This window comes from Coleofasciculus sp. F4-SAH-05 (genome assembly GCF_040222985.1).
GTDB classification, from domain to species: domain Bacteria; phylum Cyanobacteriota; class Cyanobacteriia; order Cyanobacteriales; family Coleofasciculaceae; genus Coleofasciculus; species Coleofasciculus chthonoplastes.
In genome coordinates this window covers 31,091-51,363 of record NZ_JAVKBY010000044.1, presented here as the reverse complement: position 1 = coordinate 51,363, position 20,273 = coordinate 31,091, and the positions used below count along the sequence as shown (strand labels likewise).

23 protein-coding genes are annotated in these 20,273 nt (G+C 45.1%); 12 read left to right on the top strand and 11 right to left on the bottom strand.

Translation table 11 applies throughout. From position 1 onward, the window contains the following. Positions 1-490 precede the first annotated feature (490 nt). A complete protein-coding gene (locus RIG27_RS04900) occupies positions 491-4,558 on the bottom strand; it encodes a response regulator (RefSeq protein ID WP_446342975.1) in 4,068 nt (1,355 codons plus the stop codon). A 631-nt stretch (positions 4,559-5,189) separates the two neighbouring features. Further along, positions 5,190-5,582 carry a RidA family protein gene (locus RIG27_RS04895; RefSeq protein WP_446342973.1) on the bottom strand — a complete coding sequence of 131 codons (393 nt, stop codon included), beginning with the start codon at positions 5,580-5,582 and terminating at the stop codon, positions 5,190-5,192. 157 nt (positions 5,583-5,739) lie between these two features. On the opposite strand from RIG27_RS04895, the gene RIG27_RS04890 reads away from it, so the two are divergent. The 10 genes from RIG27_RS04890 (at position 5,740) to pirA (ending at position 11,217) form a co-directional block, all read left to right on the top strand. Further along, positions 5,740-7,464 (top strand): ABC transporter permease, encoded by a 1,725-nt coding sequence (locus RIG27_RS04890; RefSeq protein ID WP_446342971.1) that lies wholly within the window; start codon positions 5,740-5,742, stop codon positions 7,462-7,464. A gap of 315 nt (positions 7,465-7,779) precedes the next feature. Beyond that, positions 7,780-8,127 (top strand): rubredoxin, encoded by a 348-nt coding sequence (locus RIG27_RS04885; protein WP_446342969.1) that lies wholly within the window; start codon positions 7,780-7,782, stop codon positions 8,125-8,127. Positions 8,128-8,190: 63 nt separating this feature from the next. After that, positions 8,191-9,201 (top strand): photosynthesis system II assembly factor Ycf48, encoded by a 1,011-nt coding sequence (locus RIG27_RS04880; protein ID WP_446342967.1) that lies wholly within the window; start codon positions 8,191-8,193, stop codon positions 9,199-9,201. A gap of 117 nt (positions 9,202-9,318) precedes the next feature. Beyond that, positions 9,319-9,567, top strand: coding sequence for a cytochrome b559 subunit alpha (psbE, locus tag RIG27_RS04875; protein ID WP_446342965.1), 249 nt, complete (start codon positions 9,319-9,321; stop codon positions 9,565-9,567). A gap of 30 nt (positions 9,568-9,597) precedes the next feature. Continuing rightward, on the top strand, positions 9,598-9,729 hold the full coding sequence (psbF, locus tag RIG27_RS04870; RefSeq protein ID WP_446334989.1) for a cytochrome b559 subunit beta: 132 nt from the start codon (positions 9,598-9,600) through the stop codon (positions 9,727-9,729). A gap of 12 nt (positions 9,730-9,741) precedes the next feature. Beyond that, a complete protein-coding gene (locus RIG27_RS04865; protein WP_006106150.1) occupies positions 9,742-9,864 on the top strand; it encodes a photosystem II reaction center protein L in 123 nt (40 codons plus the stop codon). 43 nt (positions 9,865-9,907) lie between these two features. Further along, complete coding sequence (locus tag RIG27_RS04860) at positions 9,908-10,027, top strand: photosystem II reaction center protein J (protein ID WP_006106138.1); 120 nt, start codon at positions 9,908-9,910, stop codon at positions 10,025-10,027. Positions 10,028-10,066: 39 nt separating this feature from the next. After that, the gene (locus RIG27_RS04855) at positions 10,067-10,207 is read left to right on the top strand and encodes a hypothetical protein (RefSeq protein ID WP_446342962.1); all 141 of its coding nucleotides are present in this window, start codon (positions 10,067-10,069) and stop codon (positions 10,205-10,207) included. A gap of 324 nt (positions 10,208-10,531) precedes the next feature. After that, a complete protein-coding gene (locus RIG27_RS04850) occupies positions 10,532-10,732 on the top strand; it encodes a DUF4278 domain-containing protein (protein ID WP_446342960.1) in 201 nt (66 codons plus the stop codon). A 68-nt stretch (positions 10,733-10,800) separates the two neighbouring features. After that, a complete protein-coding gene (gene pirA, locus RIG27_RS04845; protein ID WP_446342958.1) occupies positions 10,801-11,217 on the top strand; it encodes an arginine synthesis PII-interacting regulator PirA in 417 nt (138 codons plus the stop codon). Between the two features lie 131 nt (positions 11,218-11,348). Here the strand turns inward: pirA and RIG27_RS04840 are convergent, their stop codons facing one another. The 6 genes from RIG27_RS04840 to RIG27_RS04815 all read right to left on the bottom strand — a co-directional run bounded on the left by RIG27_RS04840 (position 11,349) and on the right by RIG27_RS04815 (position 16,188). Further along, entirely contained in the window at positions 11,349-11,867 is a 519-nt protein-coding gene (locus tag RIG27_RS04840; protein ID WP_446342956.1) for a hypothetical protein, read from the bottom strand. Positions 11,868-12,009: 142 nt separating this feature from the next. After that, a complete protein-coding gene (locus RIG27_RS04835; protein ID WP_446342954.1) occupies positions 12,010-12,789 on the bottom strand; it encodes a hypothetical protein in 780 nt (259 codons plus the stop codon). Further along, on the bottom strand, positions 12,789-13,025 hold the full coding sequence (locus tag RIG27_RS04830) for a hypothetical protein (protein ID WP_446342952.1): 237 nt from the start codon (positions 13,023-13,025) through the stop codon (positions 12,789-12,791). The genes RIG27_RS04835 and RIG27_RS04830 overlap by 1 nt, the downstream gene beginning before the upstream one ends. 130 nt (positions 13,026-13,155) lie before the next feature. Next, positions 13,156-14,286 carry a histidinol-phosphate transaminase gene (locus RIG27_RS04825; protein WP_446342950.1) on the bottom strand — a complete coding sequence of 377 codons (1,131 nt, stop codon included), beginning with the start codon at positions 14,284-14,286 and terminating at the stop codon, positions 13,156-13,158. 1 nt (position 14,287) lies between these two features. Beyond that, entirely contained in the window at positions 14,288-15,178 is an 891-nt protein-coding gene (locus tag RIG27_RS04820) for a metallophosphoesterase (protein WP_446342948.1), read from the bottom strand. 128 nt (positions 15,179-15,306) lie between these two features. Next, positions 15,307-16,188, bottom strand: coding sequence for a DUF928 domain-containing protein (locus tag RIG27_RS04815; protein ID WP_446342946.1), 882 nt, complete (start codon positions 16,186-16,188; stop codon positions 15,307-15,309). A 107-nt stretch (positions 16,189-16,295) separates the two neighbouring features. Here RIG27_RS04815 and RIG27_RS04810 point away from each other — a divergent pair, with 107 nt between their 5' ends. Beyond that, positions 16,296-17,192, top strand: coding sequence for a glycine betaine ABC transporter substrate-binding protein (locus tag RIG27_RS04810; protein WP_446342944.1), 897 nt, complete (start codon positions 16,296-16,298; stop codon positions 17,190-17,192). A gap of 219 nt (positions 17,193-17,411) precedes the next feature. Here RIG27_RS04810 and RIG27_RS04805 read toward each other — a convergent pair whose 3' ends face one another. The 3 genes from RIG27_RS04805 to RIG27_RS04795 form a co-directional block, all read right to left on the bottom strand. Continuing rightward, positions 17,412-18,170 carry a phosphoadenylyl-sulfate reductase gene (locus RIG27_RS04805; protein ID WP_446342942.1) on the bottom strand — a complete coding sequence of 253 codons (759 nt, stop codon included), beginning with the start codon at positions 18,168-18,170 and terminating at the stop codon, positions 17,412-17,414. 225 nt (positions 18,171-18,395) lie between these two features. Then, complete coding sequence (locus RIG27_RS04800) at positions 18,396-19,004, bottom strand: hypothetical protein (protein ID WP_446342940.1); 609 nt, start codon at positions 19,002-19,004, stop codon at positions 18,396-18,398. A 211-nt stretch (positions 19,005-19,215) separates the two neighbouring features. Further along, a complete protein-coding gene (locus RIG27_RS04795) occupies positions 19,216-19,686 on the bottom strand; it encodes a hypothetical protein (RefSeq protein ID WP_446342938.1) in 471 nt (156 codons plus the stop codon). Between the two features lie 120 nt (positions 19,687-19,806). On the opposite strand from RIG27_RS04795, the gene RIG27_RS04790 reads away from it, so the two are divergent. After that, a complete protein-coding gene (locus RIG27_RS04790) occupies positions 19,807-20,019 on the top strand; it encodes a helix-turn-helix domain-containing protein (protein ID WP_446342936.1) in 213 nt (70 codons plus the stop codon). Positions 20,020-20,273 lie beyond the last annotated feature (254 nt).

The window sequence follows — 20,273 nt, the reverse complement described above, 5'->3', positions numbered from 1 at the left end:
GGACATTAACTGAGCTTTATTAACGGCACGGGATGCCCCACCGCGCCGGAACAATACAAAAATGTTCAACACCAATGTAGCTGCTGGAATTTTACCCGTCCACAGATGCGACTACGTGTAGCCTGTTTCTGGACGGAACCCGCTATACCAGGTTGTCTTGGTTCAATGTACAGGAAGCGGTTAGCTTTATTTGATTAACCTGTACGGTATTATGGTAGCATTCAGAAAGCAGATTGACAACTATGAAGCAAGTGACAACACGAGTATCAGATAGGGAATATGAACACCTAGCTAGATTTTGCCAAGTAACGGAGAGAACCCAGTCCGATGTTATCCGTGAACTGATACGCAAGTTGTCAATCTCAGGGGTATTGAACCCCATCGATTGACTGCCTATCCATCCCAACGCCAACCTGGGTTGTTACTGAGCCTGTCGAAGTACAGGTATGGCGTGGGGCTTCCGGCAAAAAAGCCTAACTGCACTCGCACTCTACTGACTTTCGCACTCAATCGCCTGCAAAACAAGTTGATACTCTGTAATTGCCTGTAAGACTAACTGTTCCGCTTTGCCTATTGTACCCGCCCGTCCCAGGGCTTCTAATTGTTGACAAAGCTGGGCAAGTTTGAGCACTCCTAATGCCTGACTGCTGGATTTGAGACTGTGTGCTTTATGATACAGCAACCGAGCATCATTTTGCTTAACGGCATCATGCATGGATTCTAACAATTCCGGCGCTTCTTGTAAGTAACAGTTAATCACTTCGCTAAGTTCATCCCCTGCCATTTCTTGCAAGGTTTGCATCACCCCTGGATCAAGAATCGGCTGTTCCGTTGTCGGCGGTTGACATTGACTCAAAACCTGTTTTAAAACATCAACATGAATAGGCTTACTCATATAGTCATCCATCCCCGCAGCTAAACATTCTTCGCGATCGCCTTGCATGGCATTGGCTGTCATGGCGATAATCCGAGGATGGGCAGCTCCTGAAAATTCCTGACCAATCTGCTGTGTTGCGGTTAATCCATCCATTTCTGGCATCTGTACATCCATGAGTACCACATCGTAGGATTGACGGTGTAACGCTTGTAAGACTTCTAACCCATTGGCAACACTATCGGGTCGATATCCCAACCGCTTCAACATATTAATCGCTACTTTTTGGTTCACTACATTGTCTTCCGCTAAGAGAATTTTCAAGGGGAATCTGTGAGCAAAGGTGGGGTCATATTTGGATGAATGGGAACGAGTTTTTCTTGGTAAACTTACCTCCTGAGTCAGGATATTAACTAAGATATTGTACAACTGAGACTGTTTAATCGGTTTATGTAAATATCCCGCGATCGCAGGGCTTGAATTTGCTAACTGAATGTCAGGCTGTGTCTCGACTTGCCCGATTAATCCCAGCATAATTATCGGTAAGTTTTGGCAATGGGGATGCTGACGGATTTGCGTGATTAAACTCCAATTCTCCATCTGGAGAATCTGGGATGCCAAAATCGCTAAATCAAAGCGTTTTCCCTGTTCTAACCATTCTAAAGCTTCTGTTGTTGATGTGGTAGCTTCCACCTGTATCCCAAAGGATTGGGCTTGTTCGGTCAACATTTGCCGAGTTGCCGGATTATCTTCTACAATTAACAGGCGTTTATCCGTCAATACCTGCTCTCGATTATCGGGTTCTGAATCTGAGGGAACTGGAGTCGCGATCGCGGTGAAATAAAACGTTGAACCCACACTTTCTTGACTTTCGACCCACATTCTGCCTCCCATTAGTTCACTCAGTCGCTGACTAATCGCTAATCCTAATCCTGTACCGCCATATTGACGAGTGGTTGACGCATCAAGTTGGCTAAAGGGTTTAAATAGCCGCTCGATATGCGTTGTGGAAATGCCAATTCCTGTGTCACGTACAGCAAATTGTAAACAGACTTGATCATCGGAAATTTCGGCAGTAGGAGTGACCGAAATCACCACGTCTCCGGTTTCGGTAAATTTAACTGCATTACTAACCAAATTAACTAAAATTTGGCGCAATCGGGTCACATCTCCCCTAATCATCTCAGGCGTTTGATCGTCCATTAAATAGGCTAGCTCAATCCCTTTCTCTCTTGCCTTAGACGATAGCAGATCCAAAGATTCCTCAATACAGGAGCGTAAATTAAACGGATGTTCCTCTAAATTAAGATTGCCTGATTCAATCTTAGAAAAATCCAGAATGTCGTTAATAATCGTCAGTAACGCATCACTACTATTGCGGATAATATCGACAAATTCTCCCTGCTGGGCTGTTAATTTCGTATCCATTAGCAGGCTAGTCATCCCAATTACTGCATTCATCGGCGTGCGGATTTCGTGACTCATCATTGCTAGAAAATCACTCTTAGTGCGATTAGCTGTTTCAGCTTCTTCTTTAGCCGCTTTGAGTTGTTCTTGGGCAATTTTTTTATCGGTAATATCAGTAATAGTGCCGACAATACGGTAGGGATTGCCCTCGCGATCGCGAATACATCTGCCCTTCGCCGCAATCCACAGATAATGTCCATCTCGATGTTTAAGCCGATGGATATTTTTATAAATTTGGGTATCTCCGGCTAAATGATGATTGATATCCTCTATTACCTGATGAAAATCATCCGGATAAACCTGATCAGACCAGCTTGATAGACGGTTTGGCAAAGGATTCTCCTCATAGCCAATAATCCGCATCCAAACGGGAGAATAATACACCTCATTGGTTAAAATATCCCAGTCCCAAATTCCATCATTTGTCCCCGAAATAGCCAGTTCATAGCGTTCTTCTCGTTCCCGTAATAGGGATTCTATCCGTTTACGCTCTTTGATTTCGATGGCAAGTTCATCATTAATCAGTGATAGTTTTTGCGTGCGTTCTTGCACCCGTTCTTCTAATGTTTCTTTTGCCTGTTTAATTTCCTGGAATTTTTGAATCAGTACAGATGCCATCAATTTAAAGTTGCTAACCAGGGAATGAATTTCTCGGACTCGGCTTTGAGACCAATCAACAGGAACAGTGTTATCCAGAAGTTTTTGGGGCAAGTTAGTTGTTACCTGCGCCAATTTAAATAGAGGTTTTACTAATCGATGGCTTAACAGAACGGCAACCAGCAATGCTAAGATCATAATCAGCAGTGTTGTTGCCAGGTTTTGCAGGTAGAGTACTTCTAAATTATCAATGTAAGGGGCAGTCGGAATTTTAAGAATTAACGTCCAAGGAAGATAGGGATCGAGTGAGACTTCTTGGACATGAAAGGAATTTCGCCAACGCACCATGATTGGTGTGCCAGGAGCTTGGGGTAACCACTGAAAAATATCAGCATCAATGGCACGAATTTCACCGCCTTGACGCGGATCAAAGGGTTTCATTATACTCACATTTGACTGGGTACTGGCAATCAAGTTATTTTGATGATCAACTAATGTTATTTGTAATCCTCGTTCTTTAATATTCAGTTTTAGAAATTCCTGAATGTGACTTAAATCCAAGGAACTATACGCAATACCACGAAAACGATCATTGACCATGACTGGCACACTTAAGCCGACATGAGGTAATGGATATGCATCATCTATATGTACATCGGAGAGAATCGGCTTTAAACTAGCGGCAGTTTGCTCCAGTAAGGACTGTTTGGCAATATTCAAGCCGATGATTGATTTCCCGTCTGGATTGGACGGGGGTTGAGCGGCAATTATTGTTCCATTGGCATCGGTGACATAAGCCTTAATAAAATCAGCAAAACTGCGTTTGATTAATTCAGTACTTTGCTGTAACAACTCCGAAGGTTGCTCTGGAGATTGAGCCGCAATCTCAGCTAGTTCCTCAACCGCATGTAAATGTTGATGATACCAAAAATTTAGGTTAGCGACGAGGGATGAAGATGTGGCGTTGAGTTCAGTACGAATGTCAGATTCAATAGTGTTGAGAATCTGCCGCCCGTTAAAAACCGTTAAAATTAATACCGGGAATAAGACAAAAGCTACGAAGAGATTAAAAATCGTCTGCTGAAACGAAAGTCGGTTGGATTTGTGTCGAAGAGTTAGCCATTTTTGCAATGGCAAGTTCGTGATAATTAGCGTAGCAACCAAGGCATTAAAGATACCATTGACTGATTGCTTCAAGATAATCAACCAGGTTTGAGTTGCCCCAATATTTAAAACTCCCCCATAAAATAGTCCAACCAGAGGCATACCAATCAGCACCCAATAGATACCAGCGAGAAGCAGCATGTTTTCTGTTTTGCGGTGCAACAGCAAGCTAATAAACAGGGCTTCCCCGGTTAAAACAATAATGGCGTAGGGATGTCCCCAAAGAGTGTAGGTATAACTACTGGTAATGAAGGCGGCTAAAGTACCCCAGAATATGCCATAAAAATACACCACCATTAAGACGGCAATACTGCCAAATAAAAAGTCCACCCCAAAAAATAGGGATAGACTGAAATAGTTGCCTAAATACCCAATTCCAATCAGGGCGATGAGTAAGAGGTTAACGCGCTTAAACAGGGAGGAAAATCCTTTGATAAAATGAAAATGGAATTTCATAGATGAGAGAGCGTTGTCTGGTTTATCTGGATCTAGACGTGGCAGAATGACCAGAGACTGATCATTACCTGAGTTGGATTGAATCCACCTTAGATCTAGCTTAGACTCAGATATTGCATCTGTCGCTTTTTTCAGACACTATCAGGATCGTTGAGATTTTCGGGATTATCGCCGTTGTAGGGGCGAGTCGCTGCATATCGTAGGTGGTGCAAGAATTAACTTGTCTCGACTCGCCCTTTTCTAAATGTTGTGTCAGATTATCGATACCAGGTGGAGGGCGACCCGATTAAATTAAAGGTTGGGTGGTGTTGATTGGGTACGGCTCTTCGCCCCTACCATTGTTTTTATGGATGCGATGGTAGATAATTTCCAATACTGTATGGAATCCATTGTTGGGATGATCGAGATTATTCGGATGATCGGGATTATTGGGATTATCGCCCTTTTGTTGTATGTACGCGGTGTCGGATAATTACCAATACCAGGTGGAGGGCGACCCGATAACATTAAAGGTTGAGTGGTGTTGATTGGGTACGGCTCTTCGCCCCTACGATTGTTTTTATGGATGCGATGTCGGATAATTCCTGATACTATTCCTACAATGTCCTGGAATGCCACATTTTGGCAATATCTAAGGTACAACTGCAATACATTCAATTTCGACTAAAACATCTTTGGGAAGTCGGGACACTTCCACACAAGCACGGGCGGGCGCGGATGCTTCGTCAAAATAGCGGGCATAAACCTGATTCATTGCCACAAAATTATTCATATCTGAAAGAAATACTGTAGTTTTGACAATATCTTGCATCTGAACCCCAGCCTCTTCTAGAATTGCGGCTAAATTTGCCATCGCCTGTTCCGTCTGCTTGGCAATATCGTTTTCGCCAACAATTGCACCCGTTTTGGGGTCAAGGGGAATTTGACCGGCGACAAAAATCAGTTCTCCTCTGGCTGCGATCGCTTGGTTGTAGGGACCGACGGGTGCAGGGGCGTTGGTTGTGCGGATAATTTTTCGGCTCATGGGTTATTTGTCGTCATTCGTCCTTCGTCATTTGTCCTTCGTCAACGAATTATCGCATATAGGGACGGATGTAGGGGCAGGTTTTACAGATATAGCATTACGAGGATACGTTAGGACATCAGTTAATCCAAGAGGGAACAGGGTATAATGTAAAGCTTTGGCAAATCGCTCTGATCTGTGTGTCGTATTTACGATGAACCAATCGACTCAATCTACCTCGACTCTCCCCAAACTGGCTCTCGTTCCTGGAAAAGAACAACGTCGGCGCATCAATTTCTGGACGCTGGTGGTTTTAGCGATCGCGCTTTTAGTTGCTACCCCTGTCTTATTTGTATTGAGCAATATTTTTACCGATGCGGGTGAGATTTGGCAGCATTTGGCGCAAACGGTTTTATGGCGCTACCTGGCTAACTCGTTCTGGCTGATGATTGGCGTCGGCTGTGGTGTTGGTTTAATCGGTGTGGGAACCGCCTGGTTAGTGACGATGTGCCGTTTTCCTGGATCTCGCCTGTTTGAATGGGCGCTATTATTACCCCTCGCCGCACCTGCTTATGTCTTAGCCTATACCTACACCGACTTTTTGGACTTTTCAGGACCGATTCAATCCGCGTTACGGGATGGGTTTGGCTGGAGTTATGGTGATTACTGGTTTCCCAATATTCGTTCCCTGGGTGGGGCAATTCTCATGCTGACGCTGGTGTTATATCCTTATGTCTATTTATTGGCACGGGTGGCGTTTTTAGAGCAATCGGTTTGTACGTTAGAAGCTAGCCGCAGTCTGGGGTGTGGTCCGTGGCGTAGTTTTTTTACGGTAGCATTGCCCTTAGCTCGTCCCGCGATCGCAGCCGGTGTAGCGTTAGCCTTAATGGAAACCCTAAATGATTTTGGCACGGTGAAGTATTTTGGCGTACAGACATTCACCACGGGTATTTATCGGACGTGGTTTGGTTTAGGGGAACGAGTCGCCGCCGCCCAATTAGCAGCATTTCTGCTGTTATTTATTTTGGCGTTAATTTGGTTAGAGCGATGGTCACGGCGTCAGGCACGATATTATCAAAACACAAACAGTTATCGCCAACTGCCCAGTTATCAGTTAGAGGGTATACGCGGCATCGGTGCGTCGTTGGCGTGTTTTGTGCCATTGAGTTTGGGATTTTTACTTCCGGCTGCACTCCTACTGGAGATGACGCTAAAAAATACTACCGCGACGCTAGAGGGCGAGTTTTGGGTCTATGCCCGTCATAGTTTTATTCTGGCAGTGGTTACAGCGGTTTTGGGTGTTGCGATCGCAATCATCATGGCGTATGGGTTACGGTTGCGATCAACCCTGGTGATGCGTTTAGCCACGCGGATTGCGGCGATGGGGTATGCTGTACCGGGTTCAGTGATTGCTGTCGGAATTCTGATTCCCATTGGCAGACTGGATAATGCCGTTGATGCGGGGATGCAGGCAATACTTGGCATATCCACAGGCTTACTATTCAGTGGTACGATTACTGCCTTAGTTTATGCCTATTTGGTACGCTTCCTTGCCGTATCGTTCAATAGTGTGGAAGCCAGTTTAGGTAAAATTAAACCTAGTTTAGATGATGCTGCCCGTTCCTTGGGGTACAGTCCGACGAGTACCTTAGTCAAAGTCCATGCACCGATGATGTGGGGTGGATTACTCACGGCGGGGATGTTGCTGTTTGTGGATGTGATGAAGGAATTGTCGGCAACTTTAATCATTCGACCCTTTAATTTTGACACCCTTGCCGTCCGCGTCTACAATCTGGCATCGGATGAGCGGTTAGTGGAGGCGGCTGCACCTGCATTAGCGATCGTTGTGGTTGGGATAATTCCAGTTATTCTATTAAGTTGGCGAATTGCTCGATCAAGGTGATTTGTCATTCGTCATTTGTCATTTGTCATTTGTCATTTGGTCGGGGCGGGTTTTGCAGCCAAGCTAGGGATAACAATCAATAGTAGTCCCTAAACCCGCCCCTACACACAGACGCTCCATGGCTCGTCTGGAACATGGCTCCCCCATCTCCCTCATCTTCCCCATCTTCCCCATCTCCCCCATCTCCCGACACCCGACACCCCACACCCCACACCCCATCTCCCCCATCTTCCCTGGTGCGTAATGTCGGTTATTATGATAAATTTTTTAACATACGTTTTAAGATTTGCTGCATCAACTTAATGAAAGCCAGCGATGATCGAACCAGCTAACGAGCAAACCTTGGCAGAACAAGCGCCAAGTCGTTATGAATGCCGCTCTTGCGGCTACGTTTACGAACCAAATAAGGGAGATAGTAACCGTAATATTACTGCCGGGACGCCCTTTGAAGAGCTACCCAGCGACTGGCGTTGTCCAGTATGCGGTGCGAAAAAGCCCCAATTTCAGGATATTGGTGCCAGTGGTGCCCCCTCTGGGTTTCAAGAGAACCTCAGCTATGGCTTTGGGGTGAATCGTTTGACCCCAGGTCAAAAGAATGTCTTGATTTTTGGAGCCTTACTGCTAGGCGTTATCTTCTTTATAAGTTTATACGGACTGCGCTGAACCGAGGAGGCAATTCCTTAATACACAAATGTCTCAGTTACGCCAAACGATAGAATGTTGCCAATGAGCGATTTCATGAAAACCTTGAAACGAATCTTAATAGTCTTCGCGATCGCCTGCTTGTGTGTTAGTTGTAAGTATGCCGAACCCTTGAGCTATAACCCTTGGGAGCTGGTTTCCTTACCCACCCAAGAAACGCTACGGGATATTGGGTTTACCGATAACCCAAGTCATGGATGGCTCGTTGGCAGCAATTCCACACTCCTGGAAACCACCGATGGTGGCGAAACCTGGCAGGAGAAAGTCCTTGATGTTGGGGATGAGAATAAATATCGTTTCACATCCGTGAGTTTTGCGGGTGACGAAGGCTGGATTGTGGGCGAACCCTCAATTATGCTGCATACCACTGATGGTGGTGTTTCCTGGGTACGCATCCCCTTAAGTGAGAAGTTACCCGGAGACCCCAACACGATTTTGGCACTGGGTCCCAAATCAGCGGAGATGACGACCACAATTGGGGCAATTTACCAAACCCAGGATGGAGGTAAAACCTGGAAAGCCCAGGTCGAAGAAGCCGTGGGTGTCCTTCGCAATATTTCCCGTTCCAACGATGGCAAATATGTCGCGGTTTCAGCTAGGGGGAACTTTTACTCAATCTGGAAACCGGGTCAAAGTGCTTGGGAACAGCATGAACGTAGTAGTTCTAAGCGTCTGCAAAATATGGGATTCACCGAAGACGGGCGTCTCTGGGGATTAGCACGAGGAGGAATGCTGCAATTTAGTGGTAGTGAAGATTTAGAAGCGTGGGAAGAGCCAATTTATCCCGAATTTTCCACCAGTTGGGGATTACTGGATTTAGCCTACCGAACTCCCGATGAAGTGTGGCTCGCCGGGGGTAGTGGGAATTTGCTTTGTAGTTTTGACGGTGGCAAAACTTGGCTCAAAGATCTCGAAGTAGAAAATGTACCATCCAACTTTTACAAAGTTGTCTTTATCACGCCAGAACAGGGATTTGTTATTGGTCAAGCGGGTGTTTTGCTCAAGTATGAACCCCCAGCAAAAACAACGGCTTGATTGCTCATAAATCTGTGGTTGACATCTCGGCTTGATCATGGCTATAAAGCCAGCTCGATGTTTTAAAATAGTAAGGTCGAGTGAATTATAACTGTTACTGGGAAGGAGGAATCATTTATGTCAGGTACTACTGGTGAGCGTCCATTCGGCGATATTGTTACCAGCATTCGTTATTGGGTCATTCACAGCATCACAATTCCGGCTCTGTTTATTGCGGGCTGGCTATTTGTCAGCACAGGTCTAGCGTATGATGCGTTTGGCACACCCCGTCCAAACGAGTATTTCACGCAACCGCAGCAGGAAATTCCGATTGTGAGCGATCGCTACGAGGCGAAAAAGCAAATCGATCAATTTACCAAAAAGTAAAGTAAAATTTGGAGATTTTTGTAAAAGATCATGACTAATACTCCCAATCAACCCATTTCCTATCCAATTTTTACCGTTAGATGGCTAGCGGTTCATACCCTAGCGGTTCCCACCGTCTTTTTCCTCGGCGCGATCGCCGCCATGCAATTTGTTCAACGATAGGAGATAAAATCCATGCCAGAACGTTCTCCCAATCCGAATAACCAGCCAGTTGAACTGAACCGGACCTCTCTGTTTCTTGGTCTATTGTTGGTTTTTGTTTTGGGCATTCTCTTTTCCAGTTATTTCTTTAATTAACTCAACTCAATCATTCGTTAGCTTGAACTAGGAGGTATTAGCTGTGTCTGGAAGTGGAAAAATTCCGTTGTGGGTTGTCGCCACAATTGCTGGAACAGGTGTTCTAGTCGTTGTTGGTCTTTTCTTCTATGGTGCCTACGCAGGCGTTGGTTCTGCAATGTAGGATAGATCGCTGTCCTCAGTTGAACTGAATATCTGAGAATTGACACCGCCAGTTTTGTGGAGACTGGCGGTATTTTATGGTGATTTGTCATTTGTCATTTGTCATTTGTCATTTGTCATTTGTCATTCGTCATTTGTCATTTGTCATTCGTCATTCGTCATACAGCAGATTTCAGGTTGATGAGGTACAGCCTTAAGCAAGCTCCCCCAGCTCCCCCTGCTCCCCCAGCTCCCCCAGCTCCCCCAGCTCCCCCTGCTTCCCCTACTCTCTCATCGCCTCGGTACTGGAATTGGTGGGAAATCACTACTTTTGTGTGATCATTTCTGGATAATTGACACTTTTGGCTCAAAAATGTAAAAATATATACAGAAATATTTTGATAAAGCTATCTGAATTTAGGGATCTATCCCAAGTCAGATGCGTTTTCAGTCCAATTAGAGCAAGGAGCCCATTTCCTCCAAGCCAAGATTCACTGGTAGTGGAAATCAATCGGAGGCGTAAATCATGAAACTTCATTATCGAGGAGTCAACTACGATTCAGAGCCATCAATAGCAGACGTAACCGAAGGTGAGACTGGTGGCACATACCGGGGTCACACTTGGAAAATTCACAAGCCGAAGCTGCACCGGGGACGCCAAGGGTCAGTTGGACGCCAAGGATCAACGGAACTGACCTATCGAGGTGTCACTTATCGGCGCTGCTAAGACGCTTAGAGTCTAGACATCACTCAATTCAAATCATTTTTTTTAAAGACTTAAGGGAGACAAGGCAGATGAAACGTTGTTATCGGGGTGTTCATTACGATGAAACACCATCCACATTAGACGTAAGCGAAGGCGAGATTGGCGGCACCTATCGGGGTCAAAATTGGCGATTTCACTATCTTAGACATATTCCCGAACCCCCACCTACCCATGATTTAAAGTGGCGAGGCGCTGTATATCACACAGGAAAACCCCGTGTTGTCAAGTCTACGCCAGTCGAGACACCGATGACGATGGTCGGAACTCGTTCTTGGTTTCTGAAGAATTCGCGCCAAAAAGCCTTCCAGCAAACCAGCATTACTCATCTGGAAAATATCTGTCAGTCCTTGGAACGTCGCTTAGACGTCGCGAGGGCAAAAGGAGATCAAGACTTAGTGCGTCAGCTTGAGAAAGAATCCGAGCAAATTACCTGTCCTTTGAGATAAGAATTTCGTAGAGACGTTCCGTCGGAACGTCTCTATCACAGTTGGTTTGTCCTGTCGGCAATAAGGTTAGCCAAACAACAACCTACCAGTAATAAACCTTCTGCCCTAGAGCCTTTTGCTATATATCAAGCTCAGGGTTGACTCAGTGAATCGTCACTGCGGAGCTTAAATTTTATTTCATGGAGAGTTGAAGAATCAACAGAACCCGGTTGTGGAAAAATTAAAACAGACTGATCTCCGAGTTTGCCAGTCGCTAGCTTGAGTGTGATGTCAGCGTCTACCACTCTCAAATTTTTTATGCCACGGAAGGCTTGGAACGTTCGGTCAAGCAGAGCTGAACCTTCCTCTGGAGTCAGGGGTTGTAGTGGAGTTTCTTTTACCTGTGCAGACAAGCGTTGAACTTGAGATTGAAGCTGAGGATTAAGTTCTTTTAACTGAGCAACTTGAGGCTGTAGATCCTGTATTTGTTGCTGAGCTACCTTTATTTCTGTCTCGGCTTTTTGCTGAGCTTGAACCGCCTCTTGGGTTTTCTGTTTAAATAGATTAATCTCTTTCTCAAGAGCTTCGATGGTTTCACTGGATAGCCGATTTTCTTTGATTAACCCCTCGATTTGCTGTTGAGCCTCCTTGATCGTTAGTGCTTCAACCATACTTTTGTACTACTCTCAATTTATGTTAATATACTTTTCAATGGAAGAATGAGGGTACAAACTCTAAGTAGAAACAAAACACCAAAGCTTATAATTGTACCCCAATTCTGGAGATTTGTACATAGCTCAACTGAGCTAATGACTATTCACTATCGGAAATCTGGATACTGCGAAGGGTTTGACCTCTGAGTTCCTTCACATCTACAATCCACCGTCGTGCCGCACCGACGTAGGTGGTTTCGACTTGCAGTTCGCCAAAGACGTCCTGCAAGCGAGTGATATCGGGACGAGAAAGAACCTGCTCGCGAATGTCTGACGGTTTCCGCACGGGTGGACGGATTTCCTCATTAGGGACTGCCACCAAGCGAGCGCGTAACCCAGATAGAACACCAGGATTAAGATCCGCTAGTCTTGCCTCTCCCGCACTCACAGGTCGAATATTAACTCCAGAACTGTCTTCGTCGAAGACCATTTTTAAGTCAATCTCCGTCTCGCTGATGGCGATACCTGTTTGTAACCCTTCAAAACCAACAGGATGCTCCAGTACCTCAGCATTGATCTGAGCTTGAGCTTGGATCATCGACTTGCCAAACTCACTAAGAAAGGCAATGACTACCTCTGCTGTTGCTTCAGAAAAGGCAAGGAACGTCGGCAATATGCCCAAATCGAGTAAGCTCACCCTGACAGGTTCAGCTTGTTGAAATTCTACCGTCCCATCTTCTCGGATAATCTGCCGAATACTGGGGACAATATCAACTTGAGTTTGTGCTAACTCCTGAACAACTTGGGCGGATGATAGATCAAGCCTCGCCTGTCCTTCGGCAATTGCTTCTGCAAGTTGAGTCAGGACTTCCGCTAATGACGCACCCGCCAGTTCCTGAATTGGCTCATTTGGATCTTTGGGTGTGAGATCGAATGCCATTATGCACCTCCATCAGGACGATTATCTACCACTGTCAATATAGGTGCAATCCGTTCGGGTGGGGGGACGGGAGCGAGGCGAGTAAACAAGCGATTTGTCCCCTGCACTTCCTTGCCAAATTTGCGGTTATGAGAGACATCAACTCTTACCGATGAACTCCATAAGGCAAAGCCAACTTTTGCCTTGGCGGATACGTTAACATTAGTCTGCCGACTGGTTGTCGTTTTAATGTCCATTGAAACCTCAATAGTAGCTTCAGAAAACTGGTAAAATGTCGGCAATAGACCAATTTGTAAAAGTGAGACATCGATAGGAGGTGATGCAGTATTAATATTTATCCTATCACCGAAAGAATAAAAAACCAAGTCAATGGAGCAGAACTGTTTGCAATCGTTCTAAGGTGCGCTGATTCTCCTCTGGAGAACCCACCGTAATTCGTAATCCGCCACCTGTATTCCGGATTACTGTACCTTGGGCTTTCATTTGTTGAACAATCTGACTTAAGCTATTTTGTTCCAATTGGCGAGGGCGAATATAAATAAAATTGGCAGAACTCGACCAAACTTGTAAGCCGGGATACTCTGATAATGCTGCTAATAATTTATCGCGTTCGGCAATAATTTGGGGAATCGTGGTTAAGAGTTGATCGCGGTGAGTCAGGGCGATAAGGGCGGCGGCTTGGGAAAAGCTGGGTAAATTATAAGGTAAGCGCATTTTTTCTAATGCGGCAATTAATTCCGGGTGGGCGACGCAGTATCCTACCCGATGGGCGGCTAATCGAAAGGCTTTGGAAAAAGTTCGCAGAATTGCCCAGTTGGGATGCTGCGCTAATTCTTTAACCACAGAGGTTTGGCTAAATTCAAAGTATGCCTCATCAATCACCACCAAAATATGATCAGGTAAACTTCGCAACCATTTGAGTTCAGACGCCGTGAGAGAATTGCCTGTCGGGGAGTTGGGGTGAACAACGAAAACGACACGGATAGGGGGATGTTCAGATTGGGCGATCGCACGTTGGGCTTGATCTAGGTTAATCTCAAAGTTATCCGGAGAACGCTCAACTGTTACCACAGGAATACCCAGGGTTTGCGCCAGAATCCCGTACATGGAAAACGTGGGATTGGCGACGAGAATTGAACCTTCTCCCCGTAAACAGGTGGTAATTAATAGAGAACGAATCAGTTCATCCGAACCATTACCGACTGAGATTTGGCTAGAGGTTACGGGTGTTTCCAGAGAAGCTGATTCAGTCACATAATGCGCGATCGCGTCTTTGAGGGTTTGATGAGAACCATCGGGATAGCGGTTCGCCTCAATCTCCTGTTGATACGTCCAGGCTAGCTTTTCTTTTAACTCAACAGGCAAATCATCAGGACTTTCATTCGCATCCACGCGATCGCGCGACGACGACGATAGGATTGGCTTACCCGAATCTCCCCCTGGATTAGGAGTGTAAGCCGTAAATTGAGCCAAATCTGACCGGATGAACCCCAACATATTAATTACCTGTTTCTAGCGATACTGGTTTGCCCATTCCCTGTTCCCTGTTTCCTGTTCCCTTTGCCCTCGCCAAAGTAATTATGGTAACTTCTGGCGGACAAAATAGGCGTCCAGGTGCGTAAGTTCCCAATCCACGATTCACATACATACAATTTGCACCAATCTGATGCATTCCTTGTCCCCATTCCCAATGATCGACCACTTGATAACATTCTCTCAGGAAGGGAATCCATTTGTGCAGAGGTCGAGGGACATATCGCCGCAGAATCGGTAGCAATAAGGCGATGGGTCCAAATCCGGGAATAACCACTTGACCCCCATGGGTATGACCCGATAGTTGTAAATCAATGCGCCATTCCTGCAAAGGTTCAGCCGTATCTGGGTTATGAGATAAGACGATACGGGGTATTTGAGGAGCGATTTGGTTCATCACCGGGGCGGGATTGAACTCACGCGACCAAAAATCCGCTAATCCCACCAAGGCTAATTCCTTCCCTAAAGGATAGACAATTTCATTCCATAAAACACGCACGCCAATCTGGGTTAGCGCCTCAGTGACTGTGGTTTTGGCTTGGTGATGATAAATATCGTGGTTTCCCAGTACCGCATAGACTCCAGCACGACTTTCCAGGTATTTTAATCGCCGTACCAGTTGATGAATCGGTTCTGGCTGATATGTGATGTAGTCTCCGGTTAACAGCACTAAATCTGGTTCAGCCTGATTACTGACTTGAATTGCCTCAGCTAACATCGCTTCCGACAGGCGAAAACCATCATAATGTAAATCGGTAAGCTGTACCAATTTGGTTCCTTGCAACGACGGCGGCAAATTCGCGATCGCAACCGTTATCCGCTCAACCCTTAATTGTCCTGAAAATACCCACGCCATAGTATTGGTTGTAATGAATCTGGCAAGAATGATCCCAGATTAGCTTAGCGCTAAACTGGATGGGTTCCTTGTGATCCCCTATACTCAGGTTACTCCGTCGATTCCGAGAACTGATCGGCTATTAGGGCTCAATGACATTGCGCCAACGGTTTTCTAGCAATGTCGGATAATCCAACTTGTTGCAATACAGATTGCCAATTTGATGCTAGAGTAGAATCCTCAGGCTCGGAACAACGCAACTGGACTAGACTGTCAAGAGTTTCATACCAAATCCCATGATTGGCATAGATAGCAGGCTTCGCCTCAGGGGTAGCTCTGTTTAATTCCTGATTAATTCGGGAATTTGGCGTAACTCTGTGTATCCACCCCGCGACATAAGTGCTGTCACTGCGGTCATACTGATCAAAAATGATACTGAAATACCAGAAATAGGGTTTGCCCACCTCTAAGGGGGGTAAATCTGGAGCCTTGGCTAGATCAACGGCAACAATGCTATCACTCCCTTGTAGCGGTATTTCTTTTTCATAGATGATAGTTTTTAAGTTTTGATCGTAGAAACTCAACTCAGCTTTAACATTTTTTAAACTTACGTCCGGAATATAAAAATATAATGTTGGATATTCATCGAGAGTTTTGCCCAATGTAGATTGAGGGATTAACGCCATTAACGGAATCGGCGGGCGGTATCCTTGGCAACGAGTTGCGGCATAGTCTTCAATCCTATTTCCTGGTGTAATGTCTAATTGATTCAAGACTTCCTTATCAGGAGCTTTCAGCGTAATTTGTTCCTTAGTATAGCCACACTTTATCAAATCTTTAATTTGAGTTTCATTATTAAAATTTGTGACAAGCCAAGACTCGGCTTGGGCTGGCGGTGAAATTGCTAATCCAATTAGACTTATCCATGAGCTTAAACAAGCTAGCATCCAAGTTTTATGACTAATCATAGTATTCGCGATCGCGTTCTGCATGACTATGAATTCAGTATAGCTTTCCCGGTCATTGATCATTAGGACTGGACTTGATCCAGATCTTCACAGGACGAATTAAAAAGAATAGAGTCGGAAACTGATCTGTTTGTTGATACTATACAAGAATGTTGAGACTTGGTAGATTTATGCACCGAATGCGTCGAAATGTTACGCTGATTGGACTGGCTGTGTTGACGATGCTGTTCGCGATCGCGTGTCAGGGGGGTGGGAGTGCAATTAAGGTCGGATCGAAAGATTTCACAGAGCAATTTATTTTAGGGGAAATGTATGCTTTGGTACTGGAAAATCAAGGTTTTGACGTTGAACGGAAGTTAAACTTGGGAGGAACTCCCGTAGCACAAGCGGGGTTAGAAACTGGTCAAATTGATTTATATCCAGAATATACGGGGACAGCTTTTTTAACGGTGTTAAAGCGTCCTAACAATAGCAATCCACAGTACGTTTATCAAACCGTGGCGGATAGTTATCGAGAGAAATATAATCTGGTTTGGTTAGAACCTGCACCGATGATTAATACGTTTGCTTTTGTAATGACCCAGGAGGGTGCTAAAGAATACAATATGAAAACAATTTCCGATATGGTGGCTCAAGCCAGTCAATTAACTTTGGTTGGTCCACCAGCATTTGAGGGACGTGAGGATGGATTACCCGGTTTAAAACAAGTGTATGGTGATTTTCAACTTAAAAAATTTATCCCGACTGATCCAGGGTTAAGATATAAAGCCTTAAGCGAAGGGCAAGCTGATGTCGTGGTGGGGTTTAGTACTGATGGTGAAATCAGCGCGTTTAATTTGGTTGTCTTAGAGGATAATCAAAACTTTTTTCCGCCCTACCAAGTTGCGCCAGTGGTTCGTCAAGAAACACTGGACAAGCATCCAGGAATTCGAGAGGCGTTGAATCAGTTAGCGCCCAAATTAACGAATGAAACGATGCGACGACTGAATTATGAAGTGAGTGGCAAAAAGCGCGAACCGGCTGAGGTGGCTAGAGAGTTTCTGATCCAAGAAGGCTTTTTAGACTGATAGAGAATGATTGAGGTTGTGCCATTTAGGACTTACGCTTGCTTGACGGCACAGGCGCTACCTGTAGGGACACGGCAATGCCGTGCCCCTACAATAAATGGCGTTTGTGCGTAAGTCCTGCCATTATAGTGGCACACCTAATTGGATGAATTAGGGACACGGCAATGCCGTGCCCCTACAACTGTGCTGGGAAGTAATTACCCCCCTGAAGAAGTATCCTTAAAGTGAACTGGAATCGAGACTCTGGGCTTCACCTTGAGTTTTTGGCAGATGTAAACCACATTCTTGCTTAATTCCCCGGAAGCGGGTGTCGCGTTCGTGCTGATCTTCTGTAGTCACTGGGCGGCTTGAGTGCCAATCGCCTACAGTCGCATAGCCAAGTTCACGTAAGGGGTGATAGGGCAGATTGTGTTCAGTGATGTACTCATGGACATTTTGGCTACTCCAGTACAGAATAGGTAATACTTTGTAAATCCCAGACTGAATATCGATTGGACGCAATGTTTGACGGTGATGTGTCTGTTGAGCCCGCAATCCCGCTAGCCATGCTGTTGCCTTTAAGTCTCGTAATGCCCGTTGCATGGGTTCGACTTTACGCATATAGTCGTACTGATTCAGCGCTTCGGGATCATCTTTTGTCCAGAGTCTGCCATAGAGGGCTTCCATACGGGCTGGACTAATGGGTGACTGATAGACGTGTAGATTCAGATTCAATTGTTCGGTTAACTGTTCAGCAAATCTGTAGGTTTTTGGGGGTAGATACCCTGTATCGACCCAAATTACGGGAATGTCAGGCACGATGCGAGTGACTAAGTGCAGCATCAGCGCTGATTGGATGCCGAAGCTAGTACTCATCACCAAACCATCACCAAAGGTTTCGGCTGCCCATTTAACCATTGAGGTGGCATCGGCATCGACGAGTTGTCGATTTACCCCCTCTAGATCCAGTTGAGTTTTCTCTGCGATCGCACTTACCATTTCCCTAAACTCCCAGTCTTCTTACCCGTCTTGTGGTTGTTTCCAGTTCCGTGATTTATAGTGTACCGATTTAATCTACGGTAACTTGGTCGGTTTACTGTACTTTTACACCACATTGAACTGTACCACGCCTAATTGTCTACGACAATGCAATTGGAGACAATTAAGTGACATAAAATTAAGTTTTGTATCATTTTAGGGAGAGCGATCGCTCTAAATCTCCCCCTAACTCAAACTTATACCAAACAAAGTAGAAAGCACCCAATTCAGATCGCTAGGAATGGCGTATGTATTGATATCTTTGTGAACTATTTTTTCTTGACGCTGAAAAATAGCAAATTTCCAGGTATCCCCTGTTGTCACCGTGCCATAGAGCATCGGCACAGTTGAATCTGTCCATTGATCGAGGGCAATCAATTCTACCGCCAACTGAGTAAAACCTCTGGCTAAATCAGCATTTTTCGCTTCAATCACTAATAAACTTTGTTCAGTAGAAATGAAATAATCAAAACTGCCTTTGAGCCAGTTACTCACCCGCACGGGATATTCAATTTTGAGGGGGACTTGAATAAACTTACAAATCGTTTTGAGAATCGGAAAAATCAAGGCTTCACGTCTAGCTATCTCGGAAACCGGATCGACCAACGTGAGATTTTCTTGCAGTTCTATTCTCAGGGGTTCTGGATCGATTGGCAACTGCTGTGGAAGTTGGAGTGAGCTATTTTTGAGGGTGACACCGAATTCAGCTAGGATATCAGCAGTATCGTAGGCTAATTGGGCATATTTACTGAAAGTATAGCTCTCGTATGGGTCAAGAATCCTGGCTTTGCTCATAATGATGGCTGAACACCAACGCTAAATCAATGATGTTAACCATAATAGCAATGATGTTAACCATAATAGCAGTCCTCAACCTATATCTCTTTTACCGATGCTACGACATAAGCGTCTCAATTTTATTAAGCGTTTTTGCTCTAAGTGTTGATACCATTTGAATGGTCATATTCAAGGTATAGTTTTCCTCTAGTTTAGCCAGATTCAACCATCAAAAATGACGCCACCAATATTGTTCTAGCTGGTAGGCTTGGCGCAGGTGTTGTAAGGCGGCTGTTGATAGTAATCCTTTCACCAGAGCAATAAATTGTCCCCACGCTAGCAATTGTGATTCACTCGTCGCTCGGTTGAACTGATATCTATAGAAGTTTGTCCAAAACTCTGGAGCAATTGGAGATTTCCAGCGCTTGCGCCAGCGAACCATATCTTGAGGAGTGGGGGGTTCAGCTTCCAGGATGGGTGGAAAGTCGGCGTAGCTGACAAATCGGCTCAACCCTTTACCGTGAACATAAACGATATGTTGCCAACATTCGATGCGATAAATCTCGTCAGGAGAGCGGTTAAACAGCAAGGCGACTGTCTCGACGGTGACAAATCGTGCCAGGGGGTGACGGGTGGAGGATTTGTAATTTAGTTTTGAGGCTTCAAAGGTGGGCGTTTTTGTGGTATGTGTTGATAACATAGAAGATACTTCCCATTTAATGGGATATTGGTGCGATCGCTCTTAAGTTTCTTCGACTGGGAGAGCGATCGCTTTTTCAGATTCCCTTATTAAACGATGTAACTGCATCACTTGTCAAGGATGGGATTAGTTAGGCTAAAGATTCGAGAACTCGCACAAGAGAAGGGATGGACGTTGAAGGAAGTGTCCGACCGTTCCGGCGTAATTTACAGTACGGTGAGAAGTTATGCCCGTCGTTCCAAGTTGTCAATGGTCGATTATACCGCCCTCTATAAGTTAGCTCGAACCTTTGATGTGATGATTGAGGACTTGGTTGAGATTTTGGAGGAGTAGAGACTTTTCGTAACCATATCGTTGGCTGGGAGGAACGGATAACCGCGAGATATACCGTAGGGTGGGCAATGCCCACCAACCAAAATTTCAGTACCATTCACATTAAAACTCAATTACAAGAGTTGAAAGGCTTGAAGCATAAGTGAGTTCAATTGCTGAATTTGATTGACGCCTAACTTACCGATACGTCGTGTAATTCCTGACGCTTCTGGTAGATCCAGGCTTTTTCAGCTTCACAGGATAGAAGTATTTTT

Coding starts and splice junctions, on each gene's coding strand:
- RIG27_RS04900 (WP_446342975.1), bottom strand. CDS start 4,558: ATGAAATTCCATTTTCATTTTATCAAAGGATTTTCCTCCCTGTTTAAG.
- RIG27_RS04895 (WP_446342973.1), bottom strand. CDS start 5,582: ATGAGCCGAAAAATTATCCGCACAACCAACGCCCCTGCACCCGTCGGT.
- RIG27_RS04885 (WP_446342969.1), top strand. CDS start 7,780: ATGATCGAACCAGCTAACGAGCAAACCTTGGCAGAACAAGCGCCAAGT.
- RIG27_RS04880 (WP_446342967.1), top strand. CDS start 8,191: ATGAGCGATTTCATGAAAACCTTGAAACGAATCTTAATAGTCTTCGCG.
- psbE (WP_446342965.1), top strand. CDS start 9,319: ATGTCAGGTACTACTGGTGAGCGTCCATTCGGCGATATTGTTACCAGC.
- psbF (WP_446334989.1), top strand. CDS start 9,598: ATGACTAATACTCCCAATCAACCCATTTCCTATCCAATTTTTACCGTT.
- RIG27_RS04865 (WP_006106150.1), top strand. CDS start 9,742: ATGCCAGAACGTTCTCCCAATCCGAATAACCAGCCAGTTGAACTGAAC.
- RIG27_RS04850 (WP_446342960.1), top strand. CDS start 10,532: ATGAAACTTCATTATCGAGGAGTCAACTACGATTCAGAGCCATCAATA.
- pirA (WP_446342958.1), top strand. CDS start 10,801: ATGAAACGTTGTTATCGGGGTGTTCATTACGATGAAACACCATCCACA.
- RIG27_RS04840 (WP_446342956.1), bottom strand. CDS start 11,867: ATGGTTGAAGCACTAACGATCAAGGAGGCTCAACAGCAAATCGAGGGG.
- RIG27_RS04835 (WP_446342954.1), bottom strand. CDS start 12,789: ATGGCATTCGATCTCACACCCAAAGATCCAAATGAGCCAATTCAGGAA.
- RIG27_RS04830 (WP_446342952.1), bottom strand. CDS start 13,025: ATGGACATTAAAACGACAACCAGTCGGCAGACTAATGTTAACGTATCC.
- RIG27_RS04825 (WP_446342950.1), bottom strand. CDS start 14,286: ATGTTGGGGTTCATCCGGTCAGATTTGGCTCAATTTACGGCTTACACT.
- RIG27_RS04820 (WP_446342948.1), bottom strand. CDS start 15,178: ATGGCGTGGGTATTTTCAGGACAATTAAGGGTTGAGCGGATAACGGTT.
- RIG27_RS04815 (WP_446342946.1), bottom strand. CDS start 16,188: ATGATCAATGACCGGGAAAGCTATACTGAATTCATAGTCATGCAGAAC.
- RIG27_RS04810 (WP_446342944.1), top strand. CDS start 16,296: ATGCACCGAATGCGTCGAAATGTTACGCTGATTGGACTGGCTGTGTTG.
- RIG27_RS04805 (WP_446342942.1), bottom strand. CDS start 18,170: ATGGTAAGTGCGATCGCAGAGAAAACTCAACTGGATCTAGAGGGGGTA.
- RIG27_RS04800 (WP_446342940.1), bottom strand. CDS start 19,004: ATGAGCAAAGCCAGGATTCTTGACCCATACGAGAGCTATACTTTCAGT.
- RIG27_RS04795 (WP_446342938.1), bottom strand. CDS start 19,686: ATGTTATCAACACATACCACAAAAACGCCCACCTTTGAAGCCTCAAAA.
- RIG27_RS04790 (WP_446342936.1), top strand. CDS start 19,807: ATGGGATTAGTTAGGCTAAAGATTCGAGAACTCGCACAAGAGAAGGGA.